This window comes from Pseudomonas sp. (assembly GCF_049653025.1).
In the GTDB taxonomy this organism is placed as follows: Bacteria; Pseudomonadota; Gammaproteobacteria; order Pseudomonadales; family Pseudomonadaceae; genus Aquipseudomonas.
Genome location: NZ_JBASFM010000016.1, coordinates 245,291 through 260,359, shown reverse-complemented (window position 1 = coordinate 260,359; position 15,069 = coordinate 245,291). Strand labels below are relative to the sequence as shown.

The window sequence follows — 15,069 nt, the reverse complement described above, 5'->3', positions numbered from 1 at the left end:
TACCGCCACGCAGTGGAGCCGCAGCAAGGATTGCCATGCCGACCCTGAACCGCAGTGATGCCCAGCAACGCGCCGATGATATCGGCGTGTTCAACCGTGAACTGGCCCGTCTTGAGACGGAGCAGGTGCTGCAGCTGACAGAGGCGCAGCACGCCAGCCTGTACAGCCATCAGCAGCAACTGCTCGGCAGCTACCTGGCCGCTTTCGATATCGACCACAATCTGCAGACCCGGCAGCTGTCGCTGGGCATGCGCATCGCCTCGTTCCTCGGCGCGTTGGCGCTGGCGGCCAGCGTGTTCTTTCTGTTCTATCAATTCTGGGGCCTGTTCGGCGAACTCAGCCAGGTGGCGATTCTGCTGAGCGCCAGCTTCGCCTCGTTCGGCCTGACGCTGTGGGTGCAGCGCCGCGACAGCTCGGGCTATTTCAGCAAGCTGGCGGCGCTGGTGGCGTTCACCTGTTTTGTCCTGAACATCGTCATGCTCGGGCAGATCTTCAGTATCACCCCATCGGACAAGGCACTACTGCCCTGGGCCGCGTATGCGCTGTTGCTGGCCTATGCCTGTGGCGCTCGGTTGCTGCTGGCCGCGGGGATTATCTGCCTGCTGGCGTTTATCGCCGCCCGTGTCGGTATCTGGAATGGCATCTACTGGCTGGGCTTTGGTCAGCGCCCGGAGAACTTTATTCCGGCAGCTTTGCTGATCTTCGCGGTACCGCTCGTGATCGATCAGCGCCGCTACGACGGTTTCACCCTTATCTACCGGGTGTTAGCGCTGCTGGCGTTGTTTCTGCCGGTGTTGGTCTTGGCGCACTGGGGCGAGGGCAGTTATTTCGATTATCCCTCCAGCCATATCGAAAACGCGTATCAGCTGCTGGGCTTCGTACTGGCAGCTTTGGTGATCTGGCTCGGCGTGCGTCGTGAATGGCCGGATGTGGTGAATACCGGGCTGACCTTCTTTGTGATCTTCCTCTACACCAAGCTGTTCGACTGGTGGTGGGAGAGCATGCCCAAGTACCTGTTCTTCCTGGTGCTGGGCTTGAGCGCGGTATTGATCCTGCTGATGCTGCGGCGTTTGCGCAGCCGTCATGGTCTGCTTGCCGGAGGTGCCCGATGAACTGGAATCGCCGCCATTATCTGCTCGCGGGGTTCGGCCTGATTGGCCTGGTCAACGCCATTGCCCTGGCTGGGGTTTACTGGAATCGCCAGGAACCGGCCGACAGTCGCCTGCAGCTGTCCGAACGCGAGTTGGATAACCGTTATTCCTACGGGGGCAAGGAGAACAACAGCGTCGCCCTGAGCCTGAATTACCGCTGGCCCAGCCGTGCCGAGGATAACGGCTACTACCCGTCGATCAGCGCCGAGAAGATGGCAGAACTGGGTTTTAGTGTGCCCACTGAGCTGAGCGAAGACAGCGTGCGCCGTTACCGTCGTCAGCTTGACCGTGATGCGCTGCTGGTACTGGAACTCGACGGGCCGGCCTATCAACGCGAGCTGCAGCAGGTTCGTGCGGAGTACGCCGAGGCCCAGCGCTTGCAAGGATTGGCACCGGATAACCAGGATGTGCAGGAGGCGGCCGAGCGCGCCCACGACGCATTGCTGCGTGAGCAGCAGATTGCCAGTCGCTTGCTGGTGGTCGATGTCGGCCCGGATTTGCAGGCGCTGCGCACCCGTTACCCGGATCGCCAGCGTTACGCCATCGTGCGGGGCAGCGTACAGGCGTACGCCAATAGCCAGTTTTCGGAGTGGGCGGGTGAAGGCGAAGACCCGCGCCCCGAAAGCCAGCGCTGGGTCTGGCAACTCGGCGGCTCGGCAGATACCCCGGGCGTGCACAGCATCAATCTGCCGCAGCGCTGGCATGCGCTGTTCGATAGCTTGCCGCAGCGGGGTGAGCAGGCTGACCTGGATTATTCGAGCACCGACAAGCTGTTCAGCGCCGAAATTACTTTTGGTCGGCGGCTGGAGCCCCGGTTTACCGAGTTGCAGGCGCGCCAGCCTGCACCTACGACCAAGGTGCAATAGCCGGCCGTGTTGCCCTGAGAGAGACTTGAAGCGTTCCTCTCCTGCGTGGATTGGGTACGAGCGTTTCTCCATTCCCTCCCCGGAATGTTTTAGGTGGCGGTCATTTGACCGCCATTTTTTTATTGCCTGCCATCCATGGCAGCCACCCTCCGGGCCGTCGCTATGCGACGTTAAAAATTGTTCCCGACATTTTTTTGCTCGTAAAAAGCCCGCAAGACCATAGTCGTAGAGCGGTAAGACCATGGTCGAATGGCTCAAAGGTGGGTGGCGGGCTACAAAATGGCGCATAGAACAACAACTGCCCACCGAGGTATTTTCTGATGAGTGCTGCGTCCTTGTATCCCGTACGCCCGGAGGTAGCGGCTCAGTCGCTGACCGATGAAGCCACCTACAAAGCCATGTACCAGCAGTCGGTGATCAATCCCGATGGTTTCTGGCGTGAGCAGGCCAAGCGCATTGACTGGATCAAGCCGTTTACCACGGTCAAGCAAACCTCCTTCGATGATCACCATGTCGATATCAAGTGGTTTGCCGATGGCACCCTGAACGTCTCGGCCAACTGCCTGGACCGTCATCTGGCCGAACGCGGCGATCAGGTCGCAATCATCTGGGAAGGCGATGATCCGTCCGAGCACGAGGAAATCACCTACCGCCAGCTGCACGAGCAGGTGTGCAAGTTTGCCAACGCCCTGCGCGGCCAGGATGTGCACCGTGGCGACGTGGTGACCATCTATATGCCGATGATTCCGCAGGCTGTGGTGGCGATGCTGGCCTGTACCCGCATCGGTGCGATCCACTCGGTGGTGTTCGGTGGCTTCTCGCCGGAGGCTCTGGCAGGGCGCATTATCGATTGCAAATCCAAGGTGGTGATCACCGCCGACGAAGGCCTGCGCGGCGGCAAGAAAACTCCGCTGAAAGCCAACGTCGACGACGCGCTGACCAATCCGGAAACCGCGAGCATCCAGAAGGTTGTCGTGTGCAAGCGCACTGGCAGCCCGATCAAATGGAACCAGCACCGCGATATCTGGTACGAAGACCTGATGGCGGTGGCCTCCAGCCATTGCGCACCGAAGGAAATGGGGGCCGAGGAAGCGCTGTTTATCCTCTATACCTCCGGCTCCACCGGTAAGCCCAAGGGCGTGCAGCACACCACCGGCGGTTACCTGGTGTACGCCGCACTGACCCATGAGCGGGTGTTCGACTACAAACCGGGTGAGGTCTACTGGTGCACCGCCGACGTCGGTTGGGTCACCGGCCACAGCTATATCGTCTACGGCCCGCTGGCTAACGGCGCGACCACCTTGCTGTTCGAGGGTGTGCCGAACTATCCGGATATCACCCGGGTGTCGAAGATCATCGACAAGCACAAGATCAATATCCTCTACACCGCGCCAACGGCGATCCGCGCCATGATGGCTCAGGGCGAAGCGGCAGTAGCGGGTGCCGATGGCTCCAGCCTGCGTCTGCTCGGTTCGGTCGGTGAGCCGATCAATCCGGAAGCCTGGAACTGGTACTACAAGACCGTTGGCCAGGAGCGTTGCCCGATTGTCGATACCTGGTGGCAGACCGAAACCGGCGGCATTCTGATCAGCCCGCTGCCGGGCGCTACTGCGCTCAAGCCCGGCTCGGCGACCCGGCCGTTCTTCGGCGTGCAGCCGGCGCTGGTGGATAACCTCGGCAACCTGATCGAGGGCGCTGCCGAAGGCAACCTGGTGATCATCGATTCCTGGCCGGGCCAGGCGCGCACCCTGTATGGTGACCACGACCGGTTCGTCGACACCTACTTCAAGACCTTCAAGGGCATGTACTTCACTGGTGACGGTGCGCGCCGCGACGAAGACGGCTACTGGTGGATCACCGGCCGGGTCGATGACGTGTTGAACGTCTCGGGGCACCGCATGGGGACCGCCGAGATCGAAAGCGCCATGGTCGCCCACCCGAAAGTCGCCGAAGCGGCGGTGGTCGGTGTGCCGCATGACCTCAAGGGGCAGGGCATCTATGTCTACGTCACCCTGAATGGCGGCGAACAACCTTCCGAGCAATTGCGCCAGGAGTTGAAAAACTGGGTGCGCAAGGAAATCGGTCCAATTGCCTCGCCGGACGTGATTCAGTGGGCCCCTGGCCTGCCGAAAACCCGCTCGGGCAAGATCATGCGCCGCATCCTGCGCAAGATCGCTACCGCCGAATACGATGCACTCGGCGATATTTCCACGCTGGCCGATCCTGGCGTGGTGCAGCACCTGATAGAGACTCACCGCGACATGCAGGCCGCCTGACCTAGCCAGTGCCTGTAGCAACGCCCCGTCCGGCCATAAGCCGGGCGGGGCGTTGTGCTGTGTGGGTGGCAGTAATCTGTTTGTAGGTGGGCAAGTCTGTTCGGTGTGTTTATCGATTTTCATCCGGGCAAAAGGGTGTCACCCAGGGGTAACGCCGCGCACTTTAATGGGATGCATGGGAACGTTTTGCGCTGTTCTGGCGCGTTGCCTATCTGCTCTGGGTCGTCAGGTAAGCGCTACAAGGCCTGTAAATACGGGTTCTTGTCTGAGTCGGCGTGTTAATTGCTTTAATCAATGGTTGATCGTCTTTCCTGTCTCTGCATGTTTTTGCAGGGCTGTCAATCTCCTCGCTGCAGCCGTCCTGGCCTTTTGTAATTACTTGTCGCATTGAAGAAATATCGACTTTCGAGCTGTCGCTAGAATGCCGCTCACCCAGCTAGGGCCGCTTGTGCACTGCGTACCGCGCAGCTTGGCGGCGACTCACTACAATTCATGCAAGGCTGGATGCACTCACCAACGCTTTCTGCCACCTGATGCCATTCCCATTCGAAGGAGTCACAAGATGAAGAAGATTGCACTTCTCGGCGCACTGGCGCTGTCCATGCTGTCGCCGCTGGCCATGGCTGAAGACGCCAAGCCCCTGCGCATCGGTATCGAAGCGGCTTACCCGCCGTTCGCCTTCAAGACCCCTGAGGGTGCCATCAGCGGTTTTGACTACGACATCGGCGTCGCCCTGTGCGAAGAGATGAAAGTGGAATGCAAGTGGATCGAGCAGGAATTCGACGGCCTGATCCCGGCCCTGAAAGTACGCAAGTTCGACGCCGTACTGTCGTCGATGAGCATCACCGAAGAGCGCCTGAAGTCGGTCGACTTCAGCTCCAAGTACTATCACACCCCCGGCAAACTGGCGATGAAGGCCGGTACCGTGATCAATGACCCGCTGGTCGATCTCAAGGGCAAGAAGCTCGGCGTGCAGCGTGCCTCGATCTACGACCGTCATGCCACCGAGGTGTTCGCCCCGGCAGGCGTTGAAGTGGTGCGTTACAGCTCGCAGAACGAAGCCTTCCTGGATCTCGCCTCCGGCCGTCTGGATGCCACCCTGGCTGACGTGGTGAATATCGACGATGGCTTTATCAAGACCGACGCCGGTAAAGGCTTCGCCCTGGTAGGCCCAGACTTTACCGAGGAAAAGTACTACGGCCATGGTGCCGGCATCGCGGTGCGCAAGGGTGACAAGGCCCTGGCCGACAAGATCAGCGCTGCCATTGCCGCCATTCGTGCCAACGGCAAGTACAAGGCCGTGCAGGACAAGTATTTCCAGTTCAACGTCTACGGCGACTGATCAAGTCGGCTCGGACGTCTTCACTGAAAGTGGCGTAGACCGGCTTCACCCCAAGGTTTACGCCACTTTTTTGTGACCACCATCCCTGGTGGCCACCCTGCGGGCCGTCGCGGAGCGACGTCAAAAATTGCTCCTGGCAATTTTTTGTTGTGCTCCCTGGTGCTGCCCGGCGCTTGTATGAGGTAACTAGAGCATGCTCAACGGCTACGGTTCGACCATTCTGGAGGGTGCCTGGCTCACCCTGATTCTGGCGCTGACATCGATGGCAGTGGCCATTGTGTTGGGCTTGCTGGGTGCGGCGTTTCGCCTGTCACCGATCAAGTGGCTGGCGCTGCTGGGCGAGACCTACGCCACGGTGATTCGCGGTATTCCCGACCTGGTGCTGATCCTGCTGATTTTCTATGGCGGTCAGGACATGGTGAACCGCTTGGCACCGATGCTCGGCTACGACGACTACATCGACATCAACCCGTTTATCGCCGGCGTATTCACCATGGGCTTTATCTTTGGTGCCTACCTGTCGGAAACCTTCCGTGGTGCCTTTATGGCCATCCCCAAAGGGCAGGCCGAGGCGGGCGCCGCCTACGGCATGAGCGGTATGCAGGTGTTCTTCCGCATTCTGGTGCCGCAGATGATTCGCTTCGCGATTCCCGGCTTCACCAACAACTGGCTGGTACTGACCAAGGCCACCGCGCTGATTTCCGTGGTTGGTTTGCAGGACATGATGTTCAAGGCGAAAAGCGCTGCGGACGCCACCCGCGAGCCGTTCACCTTCTATCTGGCCGTGGCGGCTCTGTATCTGGTGCTGACCAGCGTGTCGTTGCTGGCTTTGCGTTACCTGGAAAAACGTTACTCGGTCGGCACCAAAGCCGCTGATCTGTAAGCGGGGAGCGCAACGATGATTTTTGACTACAACGTAATCCTGGAAAACCTGCCGCTGTACTTCAATGGCGTGCTGGTAACCCTGAAGATTTTGCTGATCTCCCTGGCTTTCGGCCTGGCCCTGGCGATTCCGCTGGGCTTGATGCGCGTTTCCAAGTCGGCATTGGTCAACTTTCCGGCCTGGCTCTACACCTACGTGATTCGCGGCACACCGATGCTGGTGCAGCTGTTCCTCATCTATTACGGCCTGGCGCAGTTCGATGCGGTGCGTGAGAGCGCGCTGTGGCCATATTTCTCCAGCGCCACCTTCTGCGCCTGCCTGGCGTTTGCCATCAACACCAGCGCCTACTCGGCGGAAATCCTGGCTGGCAGCCTCAAGGCCACGCCGCACGGTGAGATCGAGGCGGCCAAGGCCATGGGCATGTCGCGGGCCAAGCTGTATCGCCGCATCCTGCTGCCGTCGGCGCTGCGCCGGGCACTGCCGCAGTACAGCAATGAAGTGATCATGATGCTGCACACCACCTCGCTAGCGTCGATCGTTACCCTGATCGACATCACCGGTGCGGCGCGCACCGTCAGCTCGCAGTATTACCTGCCGTTCGAGGCGTTTATCACTGCCGGCCTGTTCTACCTGTGCCTGACCTTTATCCTGGTGCGCCTGTTCAAGTTGGCCGAGCGCCGCTGGCTGGCCTACCTGGCCCCGCGCAAGGCCTGAGGGAATAGCCATGCAGCGCATCGACCATCGTCTGCCGTGGGGTTGTCCGGGAACTGAACGGCGCTTGAGCGTGTTCCGTTTCGGTCACGGTCCGTGCAAGGCCTATATCCAGGCGTCCTTGCATGCTGACGAGCTGCCGGGCATGCGCGTGGCGGTGGAACTGAAACGGCGCTTGCGTGAATTGGAAGTTCAGGGCCGCCTGACCGGGGTGATCGAGCTGGTACCCGTGGCCAACCCCATCGGCCTGGGGCAGATGTTCCAGGCGACCCACCAGGGCCGTTTCGAACTGGGCAGCGGGAAGAACTTCAACCGCGATTTCTTTGCCTTGGCCGAAAGCATCGCGCCGGCACTGGAAGGCTGTTTGGGCAGTGACGGGCCGAGCAATGTGCGCTTGATTCGCACCGCCATGCTCGCCGCCCTGGACGCCTTGCCGCCGGCTGGCTCGGAGCTGCAAGGTTTGCAGCGGCTGCTGCTCAAGCACGCCTGCGATGCCGATGTGGTGCTCGACCTGCATTGTGATTTTGACGCCGCGGTGCACCTGTACCTGCTGCCGCAGCAATGGCCGCAGCTGCGTTCCCTGGCGGCGCGTTTGCAGGCTGCGGCTGCGCTGACCGTCGAGGATTCTGGCGGTGGTTCCTTCGATGAAGCCTGTGCCTTGCCCTGGGTCCACCTGGCGCGGCACTTCCCCCAGGCCAACGTACCGCTGGCCTGTCTGGCGGTGACGGTCGAGCTGGGCGGCATGGCCGATACCGGTAAAACCGAAGCCGAGACTCGCGCTGAGGCGATCCTGGCGTTTCTCGCCGAGCAGGGCCTGATTGCCGGCGACTGGTCGGCCGCGCCGTTGCCCAGTTGTGATGCGACCCCGTTTGCCGGCGCGCAGTACGCCTGTGCGCCGCATGCCGGGGTGGTGAGTTTTCTGCAAACTGTGGGTGCCCAGGTCAAAGCGGGCGACCCTTTGTTCGAGGTGATCGATCCGCTGGACGATCGCCACACGACGGTCTGTGCGGTTGCAGACGGCGTGCTTTATGCGCGCGAGCGGTTACGTTTTGCTCAACCCGGTTTGTGGTTGGCCAAGGTGGCCGGTCGTACCCCTATTCGCCAGGGTCGCTTGCTCAGCGACTGATTCAAGAGAGTGGAAACCATGTACAAACTTGAAGTTCAGGATCTGCACAAGCGCTACGGCAGCCACGAAGTCCTCAAAGGTGTCTCGCTCGCGGCCAAGGCCGGCGATGTGATCAGCATCATCGGCTCCAGCGGCTCGGGCAAGAGTACCTTCCTGCGTTGCATCAACCTGCTGGAACAGCCCCACGGCGGCAAGATTCTGCTCAACAACGAAGAGCTGAAACTGGTGGCCAACAAGGACGGCGGCTTGAAAGCCGCCGATCCCAAGCAGTTGCAGCGCATGCGCTCGCGCCTGTCCATGGTGTTTCAGCACTTCAACCTGTGGTCGCATATGAGCGCCCTGGAAAACGTCATGGAAGCGCCGGTGCACGTGCTCGGCATGAGCAAGAAGGACGCCCTGGAAAAGGCCGAGCACTACCTGAACAAGGTCGGCGTGGCCCACCGTAAAGATGCCTACCCCGCGCACATGAGTGGCGGCGAGCAGCAGCGTGTGGCGATTGCCCGCGCCCTGGCCATGGAACCTGAGGTGATGCTGTTTGACGAGCCGACCTCGGCGCTGGACCCGGAGCTGGTCGGTGAAGTGCTGAAAGTCATGCAGGATCTGGCGCAGGAAGGCCGCACCATGGTCGTGGTGACCCACGAAATGGGCTTTGCCCGTGAAGTCTCCAACCAGCTGGTGTTCCTCCACAAGGGCGTGGTGGAAGAGCGCGGTTGCCCGAAAGAGGTCTTGGCCAATCCGCAGTCCGAGCGCTTGCAGCAGTTCCTTTCGGGTAGCCTCAAGTAACCTGCGGCAACAACCGTGCGCCCCTGTGCTATGCCCATAATCGCCAACAGAGCCTAAACTGCCCCCCATGAATGCGCACCGAATTGGCTTCCTGCTTTGGCCCACCACCAAGCCCCTGACCCTGGCCCTGGCCGAGGAGGCGCTGCGTGTTGCCCAGCGCGTCCATCCCGAGGTGGTCTACGAGCTGGTGTTTCTGCAGGCCGAAGCGCCGCTTGAAAGCGCGTGGCAGCTGCCGGGCGAGTCCTGGGTGGGCAAGCTTGAGGGCTGTCAGAAGCTCTTTTTGCTGGCCGATGAACCACCGGGGCCGATGCCGGCCGCGCTCTCCGCGGCGCTCAAGCAGTTGGTGCGTGGCGGTTGCGTAATCGGCGCGATCGCCGCCGGGGTCTACCCACTGGCGCAGCTGGGCTTGCTCGATGGCTACCGCGCTTCGGTGCACTGGCGCTGGCAGGATGATTTCAGCGAGCGTTTTCCCAAGGTGATTGCCACCAGCCATCTGTTCGATTGGGACCGCGATCGTCTGACCGCCTGTGGCGGCCTGGCGGTGCTTGACCTGCTGCTGGCCTTGCTCGCCCGCGACCACGGCGCTGAACTGGCCGGTGCGGTATCCGAAGAGCTGGTGGTCGAGCGCATCCGCGAAGGTGGCGAGCGTCAGCGTATTCCGTTGCAGAACCGTCTGGGCTCCAGCCACCCCAAGCTGACTCAGGCCGTACTGTTGATGGAAGCCAATATCGAAGAGCCGCTGACCACCGACGAGATCGCCCAGCATGTCTGCGTATCGCGTCGTCAGCTGGAACGAATCTTCAAGCAATACCTCAATCGCGTCCCCAGCCAGTACTACCTGGAACTGCGTTTGAATAAAGCCCGTCAGTTGCTGATGCAAACCAGCAAATCGATCATCCAGATCGGCCTGTCCTGCGGCTTCTCCTCCGGTCCACACTTCTCCAGCGCCTACCGCAACTTCTTCGGCGCCACCCCGCGCGAAGACCGCAACCAGCGGCGCAGCAACAGCCCATTCGAGCTGACCTCGACGCCCGTCGAGCGCGGTTGAGGCCGCTTTCGACGCGGCATAATCTAGCGCAGTCGTTTTGCAACGGCCCGTTAGCGGGGTGCTGCAGGGTCATTCTGGTGGATGTGGCCTCAGCCAGTCGCGCTCGATCTGGGCAATCACAGCGCAAGACTCCTTGAGCTCTCTGGGCTTCATGATGTAGCCATTGGCACCCAGCCGATAGGCTTCTTGCTCGTCTGACTCTTGCTCGGATGAACTCAGGATTACGACCGGAAGCGCCCGTGTGCGCTCATCGGCGCGCAGCCGCTCCAACACCCCAAGCCCGCCGAGCCTCGGCATATTAAGGTCGAGCAGCACCAAGCGCGGCAGGGCGCTGCCAATGCTAAACAGAAAATCCAGGGCCTCCACGCCGTCGCCCACGACCCGGATGGTCACTCCCGTGGTACTGGCTTCGAGGGCGTAAAGGAATAGCTCAGCCGTGGTGGGGCTGTCTTCAGCAAGCAGAGTGTCGGGTGCGCTAGTGTTCATGATGGCAAGGGAATACTGAAGAAGAATGTGGCACCGTGCCCGGCAGAAGACTCCGCCCACACGCGATCGCCGTGGCGCTCGATGATCCGGCGAACGATTCCCGTTCAGATTCAAGTTCCGTGAAATTAGTCCTGTTGGTGGAGTCGCTGAAAGGGTTGAAACAGCTTGTTCGCATAGCTCATGTCGAAACCGGCACCGTTGTCGCGGACAAAAAACACTTCACCCTCATCGTGCCGTTCCGACCGAGATCATTGGTGTCGCTGCCTTGCCCGTGAATTTCCAGGCGTTGCCGAGCAGATTTTCAAACAGAATGCGTAACATCCGGCTGTCCGCCGTCGCGCTCAACCCCTCCTGACTCACGAGGCTGACACCGCTCGCGGGATTGCGGCGCTGCAGCTCTTCGCCGACCGCTTGCGCAAGGCTGGAGAGGTCGACTGGATTGCGCTCGAGGTCGGCGTTGGCCACGCGCGACAGTTGCAGCAAATCGTCGATCAATTCGCCCATTCGCTGCGCGGAAGAGCGGATCTTGTCCAGATAGCTCCGCCCCTTGTCGTCGAGTTGCGCTGCGCAGTGTTCCTGAAATATTTCGCTAAACCCATCGACGGCTAGCAGCGGTGCCCGCAGGTCATGGGAAACGGAGTAGCTGAAGGCTTGCAGCTCCTCGTTGGCGCGCATCAGCTCGGCATTCAGCTCGTTGCGCGCTTGCGCCATGTTGAGATGGGTGCGCGCCCGGGCGAGTAGTTCCTGCGAGGTGAACAGTTTGTCCGCACCAGCGCAAAGGCCCTCGAGCGAGGCTTCCTGGCCCGTGCGCGCCGACAGCAGAATCACCGGCAGCGTAGCCGTCTCGGGGTCTTCGCGCAGCGCGCGCAACAGGCCCAGGCCATCGAGATTGGGCATCATCACATCGTTCAACAGCAGGTCCGGTTTCCTCTGCTGAACGGCCGCCAACGCTTCGCGGCCGTCGGCCACGGCCTGTACCTCGTAATGGGGTGCCAGCAGGCTGACGAGGAAATTGCGCAAGTCGCCGTTGTCGTCAGCGACCAGTACATAGGCGTTGCTTCTGGTCACAGTCGAGGCCACGGGGGAGGTTTGTACGGCAGCCATTGCAGCGCATCGTCAAGATAGGCCGCCACGTTTCGGGTGACTGCCGCGGTGTCGGCAGATTCGACCACGTGCTGCGGCGGCAGATGTTCGCGTCCGCCTGGCAGGGTGACCGTGAGTTACGTGCCTTTGCCCGCGGCGCTGACGACATGGATCTCGCCGCCGTGCAGCTGGACCAGCTCATTGACCAAGGCCAGGCCGATGCCGGTACCCTCGTGGGTGCGTGAGCGCGCACCTTCGACCCGATAGAAACGTTGAAACAGGCGGGACTGTTCGGCCTCTGAAATGCCTGTGCCACTGTCCTTGACCGTCAGCCGCGCGCCGCCCTGGGTGGGCGCGACGTGCACACTCACGCCGCCCTCGAAGGTGAACTTGAGTGCGTTTGAGAGCAAGTTCATGACGACTTTCTCCCACATGTCGCGATCCACGTCGATCGGCGTCGGCAAGGGCGGGCAGTCGACCGTGAAGGACAACCCTGCCTTCTCCAGCGCCGAGCGGAAAGCGCTCGCCAGATCGGCGGTGTCGCGGGCTAGATCGGTCGGCGCGAAGCGCGCGGAGTACCGCCCCGCGTCCATGTAGCGCGTTCACCAGGCGCAGCATGCGCAGCGCGTTGCGCTGCATCTGCATCAGCCGCTCGCGCGCCTCGGGCGCAAGGGCCGGTTCGGACAGCAGAATTTCCAGCGGCCCGAGGAGGAGCGTGAGTGGGGTTCTGAACTCATGGCTGATGTTGGCGAAGAATGTGGTCTTCGATCGATCGAGCTCGGCCAGCTTCTCGGCCCGCTTGCGCTCCTGCTCGGTGGCGTGGGTATTGGCAATGATGCTGGTGACTTGGTCGGCCGTGGCATGAAAGAAGCGCTGATAACGCTCATCAAAGCCCCGGTGTGGGCTGATGCCCAAGATCAGTACTGCTAAGGGCGTCGACTGGCCAGCCTGGAGGATGGGCAGCATGATCGCGCGTTCGGGCCGCGCGCCCCAGGAGCCAGTGGGTAGCGGCCCGAAGCGCGTGCTGAGGTCGTCGACAACCCACTCATGGGCGCTGCGGACAACCGCCGCAAGTGGCCATGCGCTGCCGCTCGTATCTTCGCAAATCGACAAGTGGGGCGCTGTGGCCGGCCCCGCGTAGTCCGTCCAGCCGCCTGCACTGGCTAGTGATGCAGCATCTGCCTTCTCGTTCAGGGCGTAGAGCAGAACGAATGGGATATCCAGTTCGTTGGCTGCCAGGACCTCGGTTGCAATGCGATAGGATTCGTCTGTGGATTTCGCCTCTGTGGCGCGCGCCGCCAGATCGTGCAGCATGCGGATCTGCCGTTCGCTCTGCACCTTGACGGTGGTTTCTTGCACCGTGTTGAGGAGGCCGCCAACCCGGCCGTCATCTCCAGGCACTGGGCTGTATGAAAAGGTGAAATAGGTCTCCTCGGTCACGCCCCGCTATTGATGAAGAGCTGAAGGTCCTCGGTCCAGGTCGCGCCGCCACCTTCCAGAACACCCTTGGCCATGGGCCCGGCAACGTCCCAGATCTCGGCCAGATCTGCGCGGCCGGGCTGGCAAGGGACGCAGGGTGTTTGTCGCGCAGGATCGGACGGTAGGCGTCGTTGTACAGATGCAGCAGCTCGGGACCCCACCACAGCAGCATGGGGAAGCGGCTGCAGAGCACCACGCCGAGCATGGTTTTGAGACTGTTTGGCCAGGTTTCGATTGGGCCGAGCTTGATTTTTGACCAGCTCATCTCGCGCATGAGCGCGCCCATCTCATAGCCGCCGACAAACAAGCTCTGGGGGAAAGCGTCAGCCGAGACAGTGCCATTCTTCGGGGGCACGGCAGCGGACACGGCGTAAACCCTGCTTTTGTCCGTCATCTGCTATGCCTCCCTGCAATAGTGAACGAGACCGCAAGGCATCGTCTTCGTCGCTGTCAGAGTGAACCGTCTGACCCGTGGAGCACTTTTGAACACCCGATTTCGAGCGAACTCAGGTTGAAGTGCCTGAGTTTCCGCCAACTATGATCAGTACCAGTCTAGCTGCAGAGTGCGCGGCGGTGTCGAGGACCGACAACTAGAAACAAGTAAGACCTGCCGAACGGTTGTCTTCGGGTGTTAATTCTGCCTTGGTTGTGTGACAACTACTGTGCTTGGTCTTCGCTGCCATGCCCGTGAAGAGTGCAACCAGCGGCGCAGCAACAACCTGTTTGAGCTGACCTCGATGCCAAGCGAGCGCGATAAACGACCATTCTCGAGTGCGCAAGCAGAACGCTTGGGCAAATCTGGGTGGGACTAATCTCTGATGCCTGTCACGTGGACGCTAGTTGGTGGCTAGTCGCCATGTGTTCTAATGCGCGCCGCATTTTGATTCTGTAACTTGTAAATAAAAGTAATGAACTACATCACAAGGATGTTACATGTTTCACCTTAAATCGATCAGTAAAGGATTTGTCCGGGCGAAATTGCAGCGCAATCAGTTTCTGATCGCATGCGATCAGTTCCCCGCTATAGAGGCCGCATTGCAGGTTTTTCTCGATGCGCCGGAAAACTGCCAAACCCTCGATCCGCTAGAGGAAACTCGCGGTGTTTATCTTCTTGAAGGTACGCAGCAGTGGGTGCTCAAGTACAACCACCTGACCAGTTGGAAAAAGCAGCTAACCAACTTCTTCGGCAGAAAGAAGAGCTATGGCCTGCATGACCTGACCAACGAATTTATCAATTTGCAGCGAATTAGCCCGGCTGCTGACTTTGTCCCACGAGTGGCCGCCTATGGATATTGCACCCGTAGGTTGTTTTTTCTCAAAGAGGAATACTTGCTGGTGAACTTCTTCGCCGACCATTGTGATGTCGACAAGCGGTTGCAGAGCCATCCAGAACAGGCCGAGGTCTTACTGGAGCAGATATTTGCTTTGTTTAGCCGCATGCTGGCGCTTGGGTTCTGCCATCTCGATCCGCACCCGAAGAATATCCTGGTTGGGCCGGATCTACAGTTGCGCCTGATCGACTTCGAATGCTGTGCGCACCAAGTGCTGGAGTCGAACTTCGCACTGGGCTTTCTTCACGGCTATTTCTACACCTATTGGTTCCAGCGCTTTATCAGTAAGGAGCGCTACCACCAACTGAGTGATAGTTACCTACGCCGAGCCCATCCGGAACTTAAGCGCAACCTGTTTGATCCCGTCTACTTGCGTTTTCGCGACCACAAGGTCGGGCGCACCACGCGCTACTCGGTTATGACCTCGGCTGCGGCCCAGCAAGCGTTTTGCGCGAAATTGTAGAGCGATGGGGGGCTCTAAACAGATGTCTATCTGTCGGCTCT

At 60.4% G+C, this 15,069-nt stretch carries 14 protein-coding genes and 1 pseudogene; 10 read left to right on the top strand and 5 right to left on the bottom strand.

The window, feature by feature from the left end:
* Positions 1-35 precede the first annotated feature (35 nt).
* The 9 genes from WBK23_RS13020 to argR all read left to right on the top strand — a co-directional run bounded on the left by WBK23_RS13020 (position 36) and on the right by argR (position 10,186).
* Complete coding sequence (locus WBK23_RS13020; RefSeq protein ID WP_424484363.1) at positions 36-1,112, top strand: DUF2157 domain-containing protein; 1,077 nt, start codon at positions 36-38, stop codon at positions 1,110-1,112.
* On the top strand, positions 1,109-2,017 hold the full coding sequence (locus tag WBK23_RS13015; RefSeq protein ID WP_424484362.1) for a DUF4824 family protein: 909 nt from the start codon (positions 1,109-1,111) through the stop codon (positions 2,015-2,017). Before WBK23_RS13020 ends, WBK23_RS13015 begins: the two co-directional genes overlap by 4 nt.
* 320 nt (positions 2,018-2,337) lie before the next feature.
* Positions 2,338-4,293, top strand: a complete 1,956-nt coding sequence (acs, locus tag WBK23_RS13010) for an acetate--CoA ligase (protein ID WP_424484361.1) — start codon at positions 2,338-2,340, stop codon at positions 4,291-4,293.
* A gap of 562 nt (positions 4,294-4,855) precedes the next feature.
* Complete coding sequence (locus tag WBK23_RS13005; protein WP_424484360.1) at positions 4,856-5,635, top strand: transporter substrate-binding domain-containing protein; 780 nt, start codon at positions 4,856-4,858, stop codon at positions 5,633-5,635.
* A 193-nt stretch (positions 5,636-5,828) separates the two neighbouring features.
* On the top strand, positions 5,829-6,518 hold the full coding sequence (locus WBK23_RS13000; protein ID WP_424484359.1) for an ABC transporter permease: 690 nt from the start codon (positions 5,829-5,831) through the stop codon (positions 6,516-6,518).
* 15 nt (positions 6,519-6,533) lie between these two features.
* Complete coding sequence (locus WBK23_RS12995) at positions 6,534-7,232, top strand: ABC transporter permease (RefSeq protein ID WP_424484358.1); 699 nt, start codon at positions 6,534-6,536, stop codon at positions 7,230-7,232.
* 10 nt (positions 7,233-7,242) lie between these two features.
* Positions 7,243-8,355 (top strand): succinylglutamate desuccinylase/aspartoacylase family protein, encoded by a 1,113-nt coding sequence (locus WBK23_RS12990; protein ID WP_424484357.1) that lies wholly within the window; start codon positions 7,243-7,245, stop codon positions 8,353-8,355.
* An 18-nt stretch (positions 8,356-8,373) separates the two neighbouring features.
* Entirely contained in the window at positions 8,374-9,138 is a 765-nt protein-coding gene (locus tag WBK23_RS12985; protein ID WP_339524131.1) for an ABC transporter ATP-binding protein, read from the top strand.
* Between the two features lie 67 nt (positions 9,139-9,205).
* A complete protein-coding gene (argR, locus tag WBK23_RS12980) occupies positions 9,206-10,186 on the top strand; it encodes a transcriptional regulator ArgR (protein ID WP_424484356.1) in 981 nt (326 codons plus the stop codon).
* Positions 10,187-10,255: 69 nt separating this feature from the next.
* Here argR and WBK23_RS12975 read toward each other — a convergent pair whose 3' ends face one another.
* The 5 genes and pseudogenes from WBK23_RS12975 to WBK23_RS12955 all read right to left on the bottom strand — a co-directional run bounded on the left by WBK23_RS12975 (position 10,256) and on the right by WBK23_RS12955 (position 13,628).
* Entirely contained in the window at positions 10,256-10,672 is a 417-nt protein-coding gene (locus tag WBK23_RS12975; protein WP_424484355.1) for a response regulator, read from the bottom strand.
* Between the two features lie 225 nt (positions 10,673-10,897).
* Positions 10,898-11,776: a sensor histidine kinase gene (locus WBK23_RS12970; RefSeq protein ID WP_424484354.1), complete on the bottom strand. Its 879-nt coding sequence runs from the start codon at positions 11,774-11,776 to the stop codon at positions 10,898-10,900.
* 116 nt (positions 11,777-11,892) lie between these two features.
* Positions 11,893-12,348 (bottom strand): sensor histidine kinase, encoded by a 456-nt coding sequence (locus WBK23_RS12965; RefSeq protein WP_424484353.1) that lies wholly within the window; start codon positions 12,346-12,348, stop codon positions 11,893-11,895.
* Between the two features lie 61 nt (positions 12,349-12,409).
* Positions 12,410-13,069: pseudogene (locus tag WBK23_RS12960) on the bottom strand (histidine kinase dimerization/phospho-acceptor domain-containing protein); the annotation flags it as partial.
* A 73-nt stretch (positions 13,070-13,142) separates the two neighbouring features.
* Positions 13,143-13,628, bottom strand: a complete 486-nt coding sequence (locus tag WBK23_RS12955; RefSeq protein ID WP_424484352.1) for a hypothetical protein — start codon at positions 13,626-13,628, stop codon at positions 13,143-13,145.
* Positions 13,629-14,167: 539 nt separating this feature from the next.
* Here WBK23_RS12955 and WBK23_RS12950 point away from each other — a divergent pair.
* Positions 14,168-15,028 (top strand): lipopolysaccharide kinase InaA family protein, encoded by an 861-nt coding sequence (locus WBK23_RS12950; protein ID WP_424484351.1) that lies wholly within the window; start codon positions 14,168-14,170, stop codon positions 15,026-15,028.
* The last annotated feature ends 41 nt before the right edge of the window (positions 15,029-15,069 follow it).